The 13,992-nt window shown below is 74.5% G+C and carries 13 protein-coding genes and 1 pseudogene; 12 read left to right on the plus strand and 2 right to left on the minus strand.

What is annotated here, in order from left to right; genetic code table 11:
* Window positions 1-221: 221 nt before the first annotated feature.
* The 3 genes from ACFY4B_RS26110 to ACFY4B_RS26120 all read left to right on the plus strand — a co-directional run bounded on the left by ACFY4B_RS26110 (window position 222) and on the right by ACFY4B_RS26120 (window position 3,303).
* On the plus strand, window positions 222-380 hold the full coding sequence (locus tag ACFY4B_RS26110; RefSeq protein WP_375873014.1) for a hypothetical protein: 159 nt from the start codon (window positions 222-224) through the stop codon (window positions 378-380).
* Between the two features lie 188 nt (window positions 381-568).
* On the plus strand, window positions 569-1,744 hold the full coding sequence (locus ACFY4B_RS26115; protein WP_387971546.1) for an FG-GAP-like repeat-containing protein: 1,176 nt from the start codon (window positions 569-571) through the stop codon (window positions 1,742-1,744).
* Between the two features lie 29 nt (window positions 1,745-1,773).
* Window positions 1,774-3,303, plus strand: coding sequence for an FG-GAP-like repeat-containing protein (locus ACFY4B_RS26120; RefSeq protein WP_380779512.1), 1,530 nt, complete (start codon window positions 1,774-1,776; stop codon window positions 3,301-3,303).
* A 119-nt stretch (window positions 3,304-3,422) separates the two neighbouring features.
* Here ACFY4B_RS26120 and ACFY4B_RS26125 read toward each other — a convergent pair whose 3' ends face one another.
* Window positions 3,423-4,979, minus strand: a complete 1,557-nt coding sequence (locus ACFY4B_RS26125; protein WP_387971549.1) for an FAD-dependent monooxygenase — start codon at window positions 4,977-4,979, stop codon at window positions 3,423-3,425.
* 58 nt (window positions 4,980-5,037) lie between these two features.
* On the opposite strand from ACFY4B_RS26125, the gene ACFY4B_RS26130 reads away from it, so the two are divergent.
* Window positions 5,038-5,679 carry a TetR/AcrR family transcriptional regulator C-terminal domain-containing protein gene (locus ACFY4B_RS26130; RefSeq protein ID WP_387971552.1) on the plus strand — a complete coding sequence of 214 codons (642 nt, stop codon included), beginning with the start codon at window positions 5,038-5,040 and terminating at the stop codon, window positions 5,677-5,679.
* A gap of 46 nt (window positions 5,680-5,725) precedes the next feature.
* Here ACFY4B_RS26130 and ACFY4B_RS26135 read toward each other — a convergent pair whose 3' ends face one another.
* Window positions 5,726-5,866 carry a hypothetical protein gene (locus tag ACFY4B_RS26135; protein WP_387971555.1) on the minus strand — a complete coding sequence of 47 codons (141 nt, stop codon included), beginning with the start codon at window positions 5,864-5,866 and terminating at the stop codon, window positions 5,726-5,728.
* Between the two features lie 73 nt (window positions 5,867-5,939).
* On the opposite strand from ACFY4B_RS26135, the gene ACFY4B_RS26140 reads away from it, so the two are divergent.
* The 8 genes and pseudogenes from ACFY4B_RS26140 to ACFY4B_RS26175 all read left to right on the plus strand — a co-directional run bounded on the left by ACFY4B_RS26140 (window position 5,940) and on the right by ACFY4B_RS26175 (window position 13,971).
* Complete coding sequence (locus ACFY4B_RS26140) at window positions 5,940-6,113, plus strand: hypothetical protein (RefSeq protein WP_387971557.1); 174 nt, start codon at window positions 5,940-5,942, stop codon at window positions 6,111-6,113.
* Between the two features lie 149 nt (window positions 6,114-6,262).
* A pseudogene (locus tag ACFY4B_RS26145) lies at window positions 6,263-6,601 on the plus strand (sulfotransferase); the annotation flags it as partial.
* Window positions 6,602-6,886: 285 nt separating this feature from the next.
* Window positions 6,887-7,999 carry a hypothetical protein gene (locus ACFY4B_RS26150; RefSeq protein ID WP_387971709.1) on the plus strand — a complete coding sequence of 371 codons (1,113 nt, stop codon included), beginning with the start codon at window positions 6,887-6,889 and terminating at the stop codon, window positions 7,997-7,999.
* Window positions 8,000-8,435: 436 nt separating this feature from the next.
* A complete protein-coding gene (locus tag ACFY4B_RS26155) occupies window positions 8,436-9,449 on the plus strand; it encodes a 3-oxoacyl-ACP synthase (protein WP_387971559.1) in 1,014 nt (337 codons plus the stop codon).
* Complete coding sequence (locus ACFY4B_RS26160; RefSeq protein WP_387971562.1) at window positions 9,446-9,739, plus strand: acyl carrier protein; 294 nt, start codon at window positions 9,446-9,448, stop codon at window positions 9,737-9,739. The genes ACFY4B_RS26155 and ACFY4B_RS26160 overlap by 4 nt, the downstream gene beginning before the upstream one ends.
* Window positions 9,723-10,982, plus strand: coding sequence for an acyl-CoA dehydrogenase family protein (locus ACFY4B_RS26165; protein ID WP_387971565.1), 1,260 nt, complete (start codon window positions 9,723-9,725; stop codon window positions 10,980-10,982). Before ACFY4B_RS26160 ends, ACFY4B_RS26165 begins: the two co-directional genes overlap by 17 nt.
* A complete protein-coding gene (locus tag ACFY4B_RS26170) occupies window positions 10,979-12,025 on the plus strand; it encodes an HAD-IIIC family phosphatase (RefSeq protein ID WP_387971568.1) in 1,047 nt (348 codons plus the stop codon). Before ACFY4B_RS26165 ends, ACFY4B_RS26170 begins: the two co-directional genes overlap by 4 nt.
* Entirely contained in the window at window positions 12,022-13,971 is a 1,950-nt protein-coding gene (locus ACFY4B_RS26175; RefSeq protein ID WP_387971571.1) for a non-ribosomal peptide synthetase, read from the plus strand. Before ACFY4B_RS26170 ends, ACFY4B_RS26175 begins: the two co-directional genes overlap by 4 nt.
* The last annotated feature ends 21 nt before the right edge of the window (window positions 13,972-13,992 follow it).

The raw sequence follows: 13,992 nt of genomic DNA on the forward strand, positions 1-13,992 counted from the left end.
TCAAGAACTGGAACTGTCCCGATCCGGCCCCGCTGGACGAAACCGGCAGGGGACGTTTCCGTCCACCTGACAGCCCTTCCGTCCGCCTCGGGCCACGACGAAGGTAGAGGTCGCCGGCCGGGAGCACCGGCCGGCGAGGCCACCAGGACGAAGCGGCACCGCGGGACGCACGGTCCGGCCGCTCCACCCACCCGGCCCCGCCTCCGTTGAAGGGCCCCACCATGCTGCGCACCCGTCTCGCCAAGGCCGCCGCGGTCGTCACCCTTGCCGTCGCCGCCGCCCTGCCCGCCGTCGCCCTGTCCGTCGCCGGGCACGCCACCGCCTCAGTCCCCCGCGTTGAGGCCGCCGACGTGCACGACGACAACATGATCTGGCAGTAAACGGCACCGCTAACCGGCACCGCCGCGGGCGCCCACGACCGCTGCTCCTGCAGGGCAGCCGTCCCGCCCCGCGCCTACTGAACACCGGTCCCGGTCTCCGTGCCCGTCGCCACCGCCCGACCCGCGGACCGTTCCTCCACTGCCGTACCACGCCTGTCCCAGCCATGCCCGAAACAGGAGAACCCACCATGCGCAAGCGTTCCGCCCGCACGCTGGTCACCGCCGCGTTCGCCACCGCCGCGGTCACACCCGTCCTCATGCTGGCGGGAGCCCAGATCGCCGTCGCCGGCGTCGGGTCGAACATCGTCGGCACCGCCGAGGCCAACCTCGGCCACGGCGCCTGCGACACCAACAGCGCCGGCGGTAGCGGCTACTACACCAGCTGCGGCGAGAACTGGTGCGCCGACTTCGCCCGCTGGGTCTGGGCGCAGAACGGCGTCAACGTCTCGGGGCTGACCTCCGGGGCCGGCAGCTTCGGACAGTACGGCTCCGGTCTGCACTCGACCCCCCGCGTCGGTGACGCCGCCGTCTTCAACTACAGCTCCGGCTACGCGGAGCACGTCTCGCTGGTCGTCTCGGTCAACTCCGACGGGTCCGTCGGCACCATCGGCGGCAACCAGGGCAACAGCCAGGTCACCCGCGGCACCATCACCGCCGGCGGGATGTACGGGTCGAAGCACGTCAGCGGCTACGTATCGCCGATCGACGGCCGGGGGTCCTCGGCCGGTACGGAGTCGGGTGGGGCGGGTCGGGTGCGCTGGGCGGACTTCGACGGTGACGGCCGTGCGGACTACGTCATCCTGAACGACAACGGTTCGGCGCGGGTGTTCCTGAACAAGGGTGGTGACGGCCACGGTGGTTGGAGCGACCTGGGTCAGGTCGCGAGCGGGCTCACCGCCGACCCCTCCCAGGTCACCTTCGCCGACTTCGACGGCGACGGCCGCACCGACTACGTCATCACCCAGCCGGACGGTGCGGTGGGTGTCTTCCGCAACACCGGGATCGGCAGCTGGAGCGACCTGGGCAAGGTCGCCGGCGGTGTCACGGCCGACACGTCGCGGATCAAGTGGGCGGACATCGACGGTGACGGGCGTGCCGACTACAACATCGTGAACCCGGACGGCAGCATCACCAGCTACGTGAACCACGGTGGTGACACCGGTGGCGGCTGGACCCTGCGTTCCAAGATCACCACCGGTCTGACCAGCAACCAGAACACCGTCGACCTGGCCGACATCAACGGCGACGGCCGTGCCGACTACCTCGTGACCACCGGTCCGACCACCGCCTTCCTGAACAACGGCGGAGACGACCGGAACAACCCCGGCTGGATCGACTACGGCCAGATCGCCGCCGGCGCCTGAACCGCGACCGGAAACAGGGAAGGAACCCCGTGAAGCGCACCACCACACTCGCCATGGCCGCGGTGACCGCAGTGGCCGCACTCGCCGCCGTGGCCCCCACGGCGTCCGCCGCCGCACCGACGCCCGCCCCGGTCCTGCGGGTGATGCCGCTCGGCGACTCGATCACCGCCGGGTACCGGAGCACCACCGACGCCGGGTACCGCGGACCGCTCGCCGACCTGGTGGCCCAGCAGAACCGCTACACCGTCGACCTGGTGGGCTCGCGCGGCAACGGCGCGGTGCTCGACCCGGACAACGAGGGCCACAGCGGGTCCATGGTCAACGACCTCCTCGCCGGAGTCGACGGATGGCTGGCCGCCGCCCAGCCGGACGTCGTCCTGCTCCACATCGGCATCAACGACCTGGACCGGGGCACCGACAAGGCGCACGCCGCGGACCGGACGTCGGCGCTGATCGACCGGATCCTGGCCGACCGGCCGGGGGTGACCGTCCTCGTGATGGGCCTGATCCCGACCACGCCGAACCTGACCGCCCAGGTGGCCGACTACAACAGCGCCCTGAGCCAGGCCGTTCTCGCGAAGCAGGCCCAGGGCCGCAAGGTCCGCTACACCGCCGCGCCCGCGCTGACCCCGGCCGAGATGGCCGACGGGCTGCACCCCGACGACCTGGGCTACCAGCGGCTGGCGCAGACCTTCGACCAGGCCCTGGACCGCGCCTTCACGGACGGCCTGGCCGCCCCGGCGCCGGTGCACCACGCCGGTACGGAGTCGGGCGGGGCGGGCCGGGTGCGCTGGGCCGACTTCGACGGCGACGGCCGCGCCGACTACATCGTCCTCAACGACGACGGCTCGGCCCGGGTGCTCCTCAACAAGGGTGGTGACGGCCACGGCGGTTGGAGCGACCTGGGGCAGGTCACGACCGGGATGACCAGTGACCGCAGCCGGGTCCGCTTCGCCGACTTCGACGGCGACGGCCGCGCGGACTACATCCTGATCAACGGTGACGGTTCGGTGCGGGTGTTCCTGAACAAGGGCGGTGACGGCCACGGCGGCTGGAACGACCTCGGCCAGGTCGCGAGCGGGCTCACCGCCGACCCCTCCCAGGTCACCTTCGCCGACTTCGACGGAGACGGTCGCGCCGACTACCTCATCACCCAGCCGGACGGCGCCGTGGGCGCCTTCCTCAACCGGGGCGGCGACGGCCACGGCGGCTGGATCGACGACGGCAAGGTCGCCGGCGGTCTCACCACCGACCGCGGCCGGGTCCGCTTCGCCGATCTCGACGGTGACGGGCGGGCCGACTACAACGTCATCAACCCGGACGGCTCCATCACCACCTTCCTCAACAAGGGCGGCGACGGCCACGGCGGCTGGACCGACTACGGCCGGACGGCGACCGGGCTCACCACCGACCAGGCCACGGTGGCACTGGCCGACATCAACGGTGACGCCCATGCCGACTACCTCGTCACCACCGGCCCCACCACCGCCTTCCTCAACAACGGCGGTGACGGCCACGGCGGTTGGACCGACTACGGCCGGATCGCGGCGGGCGTCTGAGCCGGCGGGTCGTTGATCGACCCGCGTGGCGCGATGCGCAGGGCGGTGGTCTTCGCGGTGGGGAACCCCGCGAAGACCACCGCCCCGCGCGTTCGTGCCCGTACGGCCGCGGTCGGCGGCTACCGGCGGGCGAGCGTCGCCCTGACCGCGTCGCGGGCGGCGTCGCGCGGGTCGGCCTCGGTGGAGAGCCAGGCGAGGTGGCCGTCGGGGCGGACGAGGGCGGCGGTGACGCCGGACCAGGCCGGGCGGTGGCCCGCTGGGCGGTCGCCGGCCGGCGGGGCGGTGCGGACGTCGAGGCCGGGCGTCACGTCGTGGGCCAGCGGCGCGAGCGGTGACGGGGCGTCGGGGGCGGTGGCGAGGTCGAGCAGGACGTAGCGGCCGCGGCGCAGCAGGGGCAGCAGCGTGCCGCCGCCGTGGACGGCGAGGTCGGGGGCGCGGGTGCCGGTGAGCGGGTGGGCGCCGGACGGGTCGGCGGGCGGGTAGGTGACGGCGAGCCCGGCGGAGCGCAGGGCCAGGGTGTCGGAGAACTCCGGGACGCGGGCGATGAGTTCGCCCAGCAGGTCGCGCATGGCGAGGTTCTCCGGGGTGTAGGTGGTCATCAGGCCGGTCTGCGCGCGGGTGCTGCGCAGCAGGTCGGCGCCGACCGGGTGGCGTTCGGCGTGGTAGCTGTCGAGCAGGCCCTCGGGGGCGGTGCCGGCGAGGGTCTGGGCGAGCTTCCAGCCGAGGTTGCCGGCGTCCTGGAGGCCGACGTTGAGGCCGGGGCCGCCGGCGGGGAAGTGGGTGTGGGCGGCGTCACCGGCGAGCAGGACCCGGCCGTGGCGGTAGCGCTCGGCCTGGCGGGTGGCGTTGCCGAAGGTCGAGATCCAGCGCGGGTCGCGCATGCCGTAGTCGGTGCCGGTGATCCGGCGCACCCGGGCGCGGAGCTCCTCGACGGTGGGGGTCTCGGGCCGTTCCCGGACGCTCCGCGCGTCGTTGCCGACCACCCGGTGGAGGCCGTCGGGCAGTGGGAAGACCATGACGGTGCCGTGCTCGTTGGCGACGGAGTGCGCGGCCGGCGGCGCGTCGAGGACGACGTCGGCCATCCAGGCCCACCGGGTGGCGGCGGTGCCGGGGAAGCCGATGCCGGCGGCGGTGCGCACGGTGCTGCGGCTGCCGTCGCAGCCGACCAGGTAGGCCGCGCGCAGCCGCCGGGGCCCGGCCGGGGTGTCGACGTCGACGGTCACCGCGTCCTCGTTCCGGGTCAGCCCGGTCACCCGGTGCTCGCGCAGCAGGCGGACGCCGACGGCCTCGGCGTGGGCGGCGATGAGTTCCTCGGTGCGCGCCTGCGGCAGGGCGAGGGTGAACGGGTAGGGCGTGTCCAGCCGGGAGAAGTCCATCCGGCTGGTGAGCGAGGCGAAGTGTCCGCTGGGCACCCGCAGGCCTTCGGCGAGGAACGGCGCCACCAGCCCCCGGGCGGCGAACAGTTCGAGGCTGCGCGGGTGGACGGTGAGGGCGCGGGAGTGCGGGTCGGGCTCGGCCCGGGTCTCCAGCACGGTCACGTCGACGCCGTGGAGCCGCAGCTCGCAGGCGAGCCAGAGGCCGACCGGTCCGCCACCGGCGATGACGACCTGGTGCGTGGCGTCCGGTGCGGTGTCGGGGGCGGAGGCGTGCGTGCGGGTGTGCGTGGCTTCGGACATGGCGAAGCCCCCTTTCTTGGTCACTGACCAACGATGGCTCCTCCAGTACACTTGGTCGGTGACCAAGAATCAACCCCGGACCACCGCGCGGCCCCGGCTCGACCCGACCGCCGTGGTGAACGCCGCGCTCGAACTGCTCGACGAGAAGGGCGCCGACGCCGTGTCCCTGCGCGGCACGGCCGAACGCCTCGGCGTACGGATGAACACCGTGCTCTGGCACGCCAAGACCAAGGCCCGGCTGCTGGAGCTGATGGCCGAGGCGATCGTCGCCGAGGTCCGGTTCTCCGACCTGCCCGAGGCCCCGGCCGAGCGCGTGCGCGAACTGGCCCGCCGCTACCGCCGCAGCCTGCTCGCCCACCGCGACGGCGCGGCCGTCGTCGCGGGCACCTACGCCGCCGAGCCCGCGACCCTCGGCTTCGCCGACCACGTCGTGGCGGCCCTGCTCAGCACCGGACTCGACGAACGCCGGGCCGCCTGGACGTTCTGGAGCATCCAGTACCTGACGCTCGGCCTGACCCAGGAGGAACAGGCACTCCGCGCCTCCGACGAGGAGCACACCCTCGGCCCCGCACTCGCCGACGGAGGCTACCCCGCGCTCGACCGGGTGGCCCGGCACATGGAGGACACCGCGTTCGACGAGCGCTTCGAGTTCGGCCTCGACCAGCTGCTGCGCCCCCTCGGGGAGGCCGAGGAGGGGTGACCCGGGTGGCGAAGGGACCGGGCCGGAGGCACGCCGGCTCCTCCGGTCAGCGGTGCAGGCGGATGCCGGTCGGGACGATCTGGCCGCCGTTGGCGGTGGCGAAGGTGGTGCGGTACCCGTAGAGGGCGCTCGAGCCGACCGCGGACCCGGCCGACTTCGCCGCGCTGCGCCGGCGCCTCGGCCTCACCGACGACACGGCCGCGGGGGACCGGCTGGCACTCGATCTCCCCGGTACGGACGGTGAGGCGGAGAAGGTGGTCGTGGACTACCTGACCCCCGACCTGATCGGCCTGCGCGGGCCGGACACGCTCTACCGCTTCTACAACGGCAGCCCCTGGAACTGGCCGATCTGGCTGGGCCACCACCTGTTCGCCGGGGGAGCGGACGAGCAGCGGACCACCGAAGCCTGGGACGCCTGGCTCAACGGCTCCTGACCCGCGCACGACGGACAGGACGTCGTGCGGGACACCGTCCAGGTCACGCGGGATGACACCCGTCGGGCAGGTGGCGGTCCCACCGTCGGGGGGCGCGGTCCGCTCCAACTTCTCCTTGACTGAGAGGAGTTGGACGGCTACTTTTGGTAATGGCGAAGGGGGGTGGCGACCCCAGGACTTCGCGGCCCCTGGGTACCGCGTCCCCCCATCGGGCCCTCCACCTCCTCGGCCGCACGCCCTGCTACCACTGCACGACCCTCCTCGCCGAGCCGTCCGGAGCGGCGCACCGGCACCAGGTCCCGGACACCACGGACGCGGACAGGATCCCGCGCCGGCGCGATGTGCGGGCCGGGTTCCGCTCGACGGTCGACCGGCCCACCGCGGCGTTCCGGCGGGAACTCGCCGACGCCCAGCCCGCGGCCAGGGTGATCCTGGCGGTCCGCGACCCCGCCGCCTGCTACGACGGCTTCGCCCGGACCATCTCCGTACGGCCGAAGGCCGCATCCCCGCTCCCCCCGACCAGGGCGGCCGTCGCCGCCTGCCGGCGCCATGTCGACGACCGGGGCCGCAGGCCCCGGCGGGACCGGGCGCGAGATCGGAGCACCGGCCGATTCCGGCCGCTCCGAACGATCAGGAAAGGCGTGTGCACCGTGTACGAGAAAGAACACCGGCCCGTGCCGGCGACCGGTACGGAATCACCCCGCCGGTCCGGGAAGCGGCTGATCGGTGCCGCGAGCGTGCTGGCCCTGGGCTGGAGCACGCTCTGCGGCCCCATGCCGGCATCGGCCCTGCCGGCGGCTGCCGCCGGGCCCGAGCCCGCGGTCAAGGCGGCGAGCGGCTTCCAGCTCTTCACCACGCCGGGGCCGGCGTCCTTCACCGTCCCGGCGGGGGTGACACTTCTGACGATCTCGGCATGGGGAGCGGGCGGGCCCGGTGGGGGCGGCGGAGGTGGCGGTGGTGGGGGCGGCGGGGGCGGAGGGGAGAGCGCCAGCGGTGACACGGGCGGTGGCGGAGGCGGGGGTGGTGGCGGCGGTGGGAGCGGTGGCGGCGGCCAGGGCGGCCAGGCCGGCACGTTCGTCACCTGCACGTCGAGGTTCCTGACCGAGCCCGGCGAACCGGCGCCCGTCCTGCAGATCAACATCAGCGGGCCTGCGGGAGCGCCTGACGGCGGCTCGGGCGGCACGGGCGGTACGGGCGGCCCCGGGGACAACAAGGACGGTACGGGTGGAGGCAACGGCGGCAACGGTCAGGAGTACCTCAACGCCGACTCCATGACCTCCACCTCCATCACGGAGAACGTGAACCTCGGTGGCTCCCCGTTCTCGTTCCGGTTCGTGAACGCGCCCGTGGGCGGTGGTGGACACGCGGGCGGGGCCGGAGGCTACGGCAAGGGCGGCGACGGCGCGGGCGGCTTCCTCGAAGGCTATGCCAAGGGCGGACCCGGAGGCAGCGCGGGCAACGGAAGCTCCGGCCCGCCGGCGGCCCCCTCCGTGTTCAACGCGCCCCTGTGCATCGGTACCGGGATCGAGTTCGTCCCCGGGGCGGCTGGCGGCGACGGCACCGAGGCGGACCCCGGACAGGACGGCGACAACGGTCAGGGCCGCCTGAACGGCGCCGGCGGCATGCCCGGCGGCCGCGGCGGGTACGGCGGCCCGAACGGCGTGGGCCGTGCGGGCGGCGCGGCCTACGCCTTCGCCGGCTACGCCTACGGCGCCGGCGGCAAGGGTGGTGACGGAGGGTACGGCGGTACGGGCGGCTCCGGGGGGAGGGGTGGTTCGCCCGGAGTCAACGGCGGCAACCCGCAGGGCGGCAGTCCGGGCCAGAACGGCGCCGGCGGAATGAGCGGAGCCGTGGGCGGAGCCGGGGCCGTCCTCATCCAGTGGTGACCGCACCGCCCGCCTGACAGGGCCGCCCCGCGATCGATACGAGCGGTGCGAACGGTGCCCGGGAAGGCTCGCTGGTGGGGGTGTCCCGGCGCGACTCCTGTGCTCGCGACCACGACCTCCCACCACCGGCCTGACCGGGCACCGGCATGTCCGCATCCGGGCGACCGGCCCGCTCGGGCGGCCGGAGATCGACGGCCACGCCGCCTTGCGGGGGTTCGGGCTGCGGTCCGAGCGGGAGGGCGGACGCTGTGGCCCCCTCGCGTCCTGCGTCCCCGGGGCAACGGCCCGGCGGCGTGGGCCCCCTCGTCAGGCACCGGTCAGCACCGTGTCAGTGGGCCCCGGCAGCATCGTGATCGACGCTCCGGCCCGCCTGGCGGCCGCGCTGTGCCAGGCCCGGACGTCGTGCCCCAGAGGAGCCAGACGAGGGGGAACGACCGTGTCCCAGCAGGCCGTCCAGTACGGCGCGGCACCCGTCGCCATCCGCAGCGCCGCCTGGTACCTTCCCGAGCGGACCCTGCCGATCACCGAGGTGCGGACGCTCGACGAGACCGAGCGCGCCACCCGCGACCGCCTCGGCATCGAGACGATCCGGGCGGACGACCGGCTGGACTCCGTCACCCTCGCGGAACGCGCCGCGCGGCGGGCGCTCGACCAGGCGGGGCTCGACGCCCGACACCTGGGCGCCCTGGTGATGGTGGAGTCGCGGGTCCAGGAGACCTTCCTCAGCTCCGAGGTGACGCGGCTCCAGCAGCGGCTCGGCGCCGGGAACGCCGTCGCCTTCTCGGTGGGCGGGCTCGGCTGCGTCTCGATCACCCCCGCCCTGCTGGCGGCCCGCGGACTGCTGGCCGCGGACCCCGCCCTGGACGACGTCCTGGTCGTCCACGGCAGCAAGCCGGCCGCCGCCCTGCGCTACCGCCACCCCGTCACGGTGAACGGCGACGGCGGGCAGGCGCTGCTGCTCTCCCGGAGCGGTCGGATCCGGGTGCGCGACATCGCCCAGCTGACCGACGGGCGGTACTGGGACCTCTTCCACATCGACTACCGGGACCGCCCCACCGCCCAGTGGCGCGAACAGTGCACGGAGCCCGAGACCTACTCCTTCCGCCTGGCCGTGGAGACGCGCAACCGCCTCTCCTCGATGCTCGGCGACCTGCTGCGGCGCAACGGGCTCGGCCGCGGGGACGTCGGCGGCTTCGTCAGCCAGAACCTGTCCACCGGGAGCCTCGCCTTCCTGGAGGACGCCCTGGACATCGAACTGCTGCCGGCCTGCCGGGAGAACCTCCGGAGGTACGGACACCTCGGTCCCAACGACGTCTTCCTCAACCTCGGCACCGCGCTCGACCGCGGGGAGCTGGCCCCCGGAGCTCTCGCGGTCCTCGTCAACGTCAGCCCGGTGGCCGCCTGGAGCCTGCTGCTGGTCGAGACAGGTCCTCAGGAGGACGCGGCATGAGTGACGGCAACGCGCGGCTCACCGGGCAGATCACCGAGCAGATCACCGACTTCCTGAGCGCGGCACTCCGCCGGCGGGTCGAGCCGGACGACGACTACTTCGCCCAGGGCCTCGCCGACTCGCTGTTCGCACTGGAGTTGGTGACCTTCGTCGAGACCCGCTTCGCCCTCACCGTCGAAGTCGAGGACCTGAACCTGGACTCCTTCCGGACCGCCAACCGCATCACGGAGTTCGTCCGGCGCAAGACCGCGGCGCCCGAACGGGGAGAGGCGCATGGCGAGGCTTCCTGAAACGAGGCTCTCCGAAACGAGGGTGCCCGGCAGCGGCCCCGACGCCGCGACGGCGAAGCCGCGGGCCCTGGACCTGCTCCGGGCGGCGGACGACCTGGCAGCCGAAGCGCGGGCCCGTGCCTCGCGGTGGGACCAGGACGGCGGACTGCCCGACGCGGTGCGCGAGGAGGTCGCCGGGACGGGGCTGCTCGCCGCCGACCTGCCCGAGCGGTACGGGGGAGCGGGCCTCGACCCGCTGACGCTCGGGGAGATCACCGCACGGATCGGCGGCGAGTGCAGCGCCCTGCGCGGGCTGCTGACCGTCCAGGGCATGGTCGCGGCCGCCCTGCTGCGCTGGGGAACGGCGGAGCAGCGGGACGACTGGCTGCCCCGGCTGGCCGGCGGCGGGCTGACCGCCGGCTTCGCGGCGACCGAGCAGGCCGCCGGCAGCGCGCTGGGCTCGGTGGAGACCCGGATCGAGGCCTCGGGCCGGTCGGGCCGGCCGGACCTGGTCGTGAGCGGCCGCAAGAGGTGGGTCACCTTCGGCGCGGTCGCCGACGTGTTCCTGGTGCTCGGCACGTGCGAGGGGAGGCCGGCCGCCGTGCTCGTGGAGGCGGACCGTGCCGGTGTCGAACGGGAGCCGGTGAACGGCCAGCTCGGCATGCGGGCGGCCCGGATCGCCCACCTGTCCTTCGACGGCGTGCGGGTGCCCCGGAACCGGCTGGTCGCCCCTCCCGGCCTGGGCCTCTCCCATGTCGTCGGGACCGCGCTCGACCACGGCCGCTTCACGGTCGCCTGGGGGTGCGTGGGCATGGCGGAGGCGTGCGTCGAGGACGCCGCCACCCACGCGGCGGTCCGCCGGCAGGGCGGCGTCCCGCTGGGCGACCACCAGTCGGTCCGTTCGCTGCTGGCCAGGGCGGCGGTGGACGCCGCCGGGGCCCGCGAACTCGCCCGCAGGGCCGCGGAGGCCCGGGCTCCGGGCCCGGGGCACGGGGTGGCCGAGACGGTCATGGCCAAGTACGCGGCGGCCTCGGCGGCGGCGTCGGCGAGCCGCGACGCCGTCCAGGTGCTCGGCTCGGCCGGCTGCGCGCCGGACAGCAGGGCGGGCCGCCACTTCCGGGACGCCAAGGTCATGGAGATCATCGAAGGAGCCCAGCAGGTGTCCGAACTCTACATAGCGGAGCGGTTGTTACGGCGTTTCGGGGAAACGGCGCGGGGCACGGACAGCCCCGTCGGGCCCGGTCTCCCCGGAGGCGCGTCATGACGGCGGCGGACGCGCCCACCGTCAAGTGCCTCGTGTGGGACCTGGACGACACCCTGTGGGACGGCGTGGTGCTGGAGGGCGACGACCCCGCGCCCTTCCCCGCGGCGCTGGGGACCCTGGCCGAGCTGGACCGCCGCGGCATCCTGCACGCCGCCGCGAGCCGGGGCGAACCCGGCGCCGTCCGGCGCCACCTGACCGAACGCCGGTTGAGCGACTGGTTCTGCGCGGTGCAGGTGGGCTGGGGCGCCAAGTCCGCCGCGGTTCGCCGGATCGCGAAGGCCCTCAACATCGGCCTGGACACCGTCGCGTTCATCGACAACGACCCGGTGGAGCGGGCGGAGGTCGCGAGCGAACTCCCCATGGTCCGCTGCTACCCGGCGGCGGAGGCCGGACGGCTGCCGGGCTTCCGGGACTTCCGGCCCGAGCACCTCACGGCGGAGGCCGCCGGGCGACGCCGGCTCTACCAGGCCGAGTGGCGGCGCCAGGAGGCCGAAGAGGGGTTCACCGAAGGACGCCAGGCGTTCCTCGACTCGCTCGGCCTGGTCATGGAACTGCGCCCGGCCACCGAGGAGGACCTGGCCCGGGCCAGCGAGCTGACCGTCCGCACCCATCAGCTCAACAGCACGGGGCTGACCTACGGGATCGACGAGCTGCGCCGGCTGAGCGCCTCCCCGGACCACCAGGTGCTGCTGGCCGGGCTCCGGGACCGCTTCGGCGACTACGGGACCATCGGCCTGTCCGTCACCGAACTCGTCGGGCGGGACGCGGTCCTGCGGCTGATCCTGATGTCCTGCCGGGTCGCCTCCCGCGGTGCGGGGAGCGTGCTGCTGCACCAGCTGATCCGGCAGGCCCTGGCGGACGGCCGGCGCCCGGTCGCGCACTTCGTCCCGACCGCGGTCAACCGGAACCTGCTGGTCACCATGCGCTTCGCCGGCTACGAGGCGACGGCCGCCGACGGGGACCGCCTGGTGCTCGTCGTGGACCCGCGGCGCCCGCCGGCCGAGGCGCCAGGGCACACCCGGGTGATCGGCGGTGCGGCATGACCGGCACGGGCGGCGGCGCCGCGACGACCCGGCACCCCGGTGGCACCGGCAAGGACGCCCCGGCGGAGGTGCGGCCGGTGTGGGCCGCCTTCCGGAGCCAGGTGGCCAGGACACCCGAGGCGGCCGCACTCGTCATCGGCGGGGTCTCGCTGACCTACCGTGAGCTCGACCACGCCTCGGCGGGTCTCGCACGGCTGCTGTGGCGGCACGGGCTGCGGCCGGGCCGGGTGGTCTGCGTCCGGACACGGCAGAGCGCGCTGTCCGTCCTCGCCATGCTCGCCGCGCTGCGCACCGGTGCCACCTGGGCGGTCCTGGAACCGGACCTGCCGGTGGGGCGGTTCGAGGCGCTGTGCCGGGACGTCGACTGCGCCGTGGTGCTGAGCGAGGGCGATGACGCCGTGCCGGCCTCCGTGCTCGCCGCGCTGCCCGTACCGCCGGCCGTCCTGGACGCGGCGGACCTCCGGCCGGCGCGGCTCGTCGAGGCGGGCCGGCGGGAGCCACCCGGCGACCCGTACCCGGCGGTCCCGGAGCAGAGCCCCGCCTACGTCGCCTACACCTCCGGGTCCACCGGTGCGCCCAAGGGCGTCCTGGTCGGCCGGGACCAGCTCGCGGCGTCCATCGGCGGCCGGGGGCCGGTGTACGGCACCGGGCACGCCGTCCTCCTGATCGCCTTGCGGCTGTCCTTCGACGGGATCCTCGGCGGCATGTTCTGGTCGCTCACCGGCGGCCACACGCTGGTGCTGCCCGATCCCGAACAGCTGGTGCGCGTCGCGGAGTTCGCCCGGCTGGCCAGGGAGCACCGGGTGACCCACCTGTTCAACATCCCCTCCTACTACCGTGCCGTGCTCCAGGACCCGGGCGGCCTGCCCGACACGCTGCGCCTCGTGGTCGTGGGGGGAGAGGTGTGCACGCCCGGGCTGGTGGGCGCGCACCGCGAGCGGTTCCCCCGGATACCGATCGTCAACGAGTACGGGCCCACCGAGACGACCATCGCCTGCACGGTGGAGACCGATCCGGACCCGGAGCGGGACCGGGTCCCGATCGGGCGGCCCTGGCCGGGGGTGCACACCCTGGTCCTGGACGAGCGGCTGCGCGAAGTCCCCGCCGGGGAGCGGGGCGAGCTCTACGTCGGCGGCCCGCTGGTGGCGCTCGGCTACGCGAACCAGCCGGCCCGGACGGCCGAGCGGTTCGTCGCGGACCCGTACGGCCGGCCGGGCGGGCGCCTCTACCGCACCGGGGACGTCGCCAGCGTCGACGAGCGGGGCGCGCTGCACTACCACGGCCGAACGGACGACCAGGTCAAGATCCGCGGTGCCAGGATCGAGCTCGGCGAGATCGAGAGCGTGCTGGAACGCCACCCGGGCGTGGAGCAGGCCGTGGCGCTCTGCGAGCCGGCCGGCCCGGGAGGGCCGCAGCTGGTCGCCTTCGTCCTGCCGACACCCGGTGGCAGTCCGCCGGACGCCGCGGAGCTGCGCGGACACTGCCGGGGCCGGCTGGTCGAGCAGGCCGTGCCGGCCCTGTTCGTCCCGGTCGACCGCATTCCGCTCGACCGCAGCACCAAGGCGGACCGGGCCGCGCTCCGCGCGCTGCTCCCGACCGCCGGGCCCGGCTCCGGGGCCGTCGCAGGCGTTGCGGGCGTTGCGGGCATTGCGGGCGTCGCGGGCGGGGACTGGGGCGGGCACCGGTGCGCCGTCGGCCGGATCTGGGCCGAGGTGCTCGGGCACTCCGACTCCGCCCCGGACGACAACTTCTTCGCGGTCGGCGGGAGTTCGATCAAGGTCGTCGACCTGCACGACCGGCTGGACGGGCAGTGGCCCGGGGCACTGCGGGTGGGCGAGCTGTTCGACCACGTCACCATCGCCGCCCAGGCGCAGCGGATCGCCGACCACCTGGGCGAACGCGGGCAGGACGACGGACCGGTCCCACCGGCCGCCTACGAGCTCTGAGACGCGGGAACGGAGAGGCGA

Source organism: Kitasatospora sp. NPDC001261 (assembly GCF_042896795.1).
In the GTDB taxonomy this organism is placed as follows: domain Bacteria; phylum Actinomycetota; class Actinomycetes; order Streptomycetales; family Streptomycetaceae; genus Kitasatospora.

Bases quoted from the DNA above. Each gene is read 5' to 3' on its own strand.
- ACFY4B_RS26110 (WP_375873014.1), top strand. From the start codon at position 222: ATGCTGCGCACCCGTCTCGCCAAGGCCGCCGCGGTCGTCACCCTTGCC.
- ACFY4B_RS26115 (WP_387971546.1), top strand. From the start codon at position 569: ATGCGCAAGCGTTCCGCCCGCACGCTGGTCACCGCCGCGTTCGCCACC.
- ACFY4B_RS26125 (WP_387971549.1), bottom strand. From the start codon at position 4,979: ATGTCCGAAGCCACGCACACCCGCACGCACGCCTCCGCCCCCGACACC.
- ACFY4B_RS26150 (WP_387971709.1), top strand. From the start codon at position 6,887: ATGCCGGCATCGGCCCTGCCGGCGGCTGCCGCCGGGCCCGAGCCCGCG.
- ACFY4B_RS26160 (WP_387971562.1), top strand. From the start codon at position 9,446: ATGAGTGACGGCAACGCGCGGCTCACCGGGCAGATCACCGAGCAGATC.
- ACFY4B_RS26165 (WP_387971565.1), top strand. From the start codon at position 9,723: ATGGCGAGGCTTCCTGAAACGAGGCTCTCCGAAACGAGGGTGCCCGGC.
- ACFY4B_RS26170 (WP_387971568.1), top strand. From the start codon at position 10,979: ATGACGGCGGCGGACGCGCCCACCGTCAAGTGCCTCGTGTGGGACCTG.
- ACFY4B_RS26175 (WP_387971571.1), top strand. From the start codon at position 12,022: ATGACCGGCACGGGCGGCGGCGCCGCGACGACCCGGCACCCCGGTGGC.